General features: G+C 57.9%; 1 rRNA gene. It reads right to left on the bottom strand.

From position 1 onward, the window contains the following. Window positions 1-6: 6 nt before the first annotated feature. Window positions 7-1393 (bottom strand): 23S ribosomal RNA (locus Plo01_RS39750); the annotation flags it as partial.

Raw genomic sequence — 1393 nt, 5'->3', positions numbered from 1 at the left:
TGCTTCATGGTCAAGTCCTCGGCCGATTAGTACCGGTCAGCTCCACACATTACTGCGCTTCCACCTCCGGCCTATCAACCCGATCGTCTATCGGGAGCCTTACCCCATCACTGGGTGGGAGACCTCATCTCAAGGCGAGCTTCCCGCTTAGATGCTTTCAGCGGTTATCCCTCCCGAACGTAGCCAACCAGCCGTGCTCCTGGCGGAACAACTGGCACACCAGAGGTTCGTCCGTCCCGGTCCTCTCGTACTAGGGACAGCCCCTTTCAAGTCTCCTGCGCGCGCAGCGGATAGGGACCGAACTGTCTCGCGACGTTCTAAACCCAGCTCGCGTACCGCTTTAATGGGCGAACAGCCCAACCCTTGGGACCTACTCCAGCCCCAGGATGCGACGAGCCGACATCGAGGTGCCAAACCATCCCGTCGATATGGACTCTTGGGGAAGATCAGCCTGTTATCCCCGGGGTACCTTTTAGCCGTTGAGCGACGGCGCTTCCACCAGCCACCGCCGGATCACTAGTCCCAGCTTTCGCTCCTGCTCGACCCGTCGGTCTCACAGTCAAGCTCCCTTGTGCACTTACACTCGACACCTGATTGCCAACCAGGCTGAGGGAACCTTTGGGCGCCTCCGTTACCCTTTAGGAGGCAACCGCCCCAGTTAAACTACCCACCAGACACTGTCCCTGATCCGGATCACGGACCCAGGTTAGACGTTCAAAACGACCAGAGTGGTATTTCACCAATGACTCCACCCCCACTAGCGTGGCGGCTTCCCAGTCTCCCACCTATCCTACACAAACCGCTCCAAACGCCAATGTCAAGCTGTAGTGAAGGTCCCGGGGTCTTTCCGTCCTGCTGCGCGTAACGAGCATCTTTACTCGTAGTGCAATTTCACCGGGTCTGCGGTTGAGACAGCGGGGAAGTCGTTACGCCATTCGTGCAGGTCGGAACTTACCCGACAAGGAATTTCGCTACCTTAGGATGGTTATAGTTACCACCGCCGTTTACTGGCGCTTAAGTTCTCAGCTTCGCAGGATCACTCCCACTAACCGGTCCCCTTAACGTTCCAGCACCGGGCAGGCGTCAGTCCGTATACATCGTCTTACGACTTCGCACGGACCTGTGTTTTTAGTAAACAGTCGCTTCCCCCTGGCCTCTGCGACCCCCACCAGCTCGGGCAGCACGTGCCGTCACCAGAAGAGGCCCCCCTTCTCCCGAAGTTACGGGGGCAATTTGCCGAGTTCCTTAACCACAGTTCACCCGATCGCCTTGGTATTCTCTACCTGACCACCTGAGTCGGTTTCGGGTACGGGCCGCCATGCTCCTCGCTAGAGGCTTTTCTCGGCAGCATAGGATCACCCACTTCGCCACAATCGGCTCGGCATCACATCTC

The sequence above is a fragment of the Planobispora longispora genome (genome assembly GCF_016863135.1).
In the GTDB taxonomy this organism is placed as follows: domain Bacteria; phylum Actinomycetota; class Actinomycetes; order Streptosporangiales; family Streptosporangiaceae; genus Planobispora; species Planobispora longispora.
Note: the sequence above shows the minus strand (reverse complement) of the source record. Positions and strands in the feature narration are given on the sequence as shown.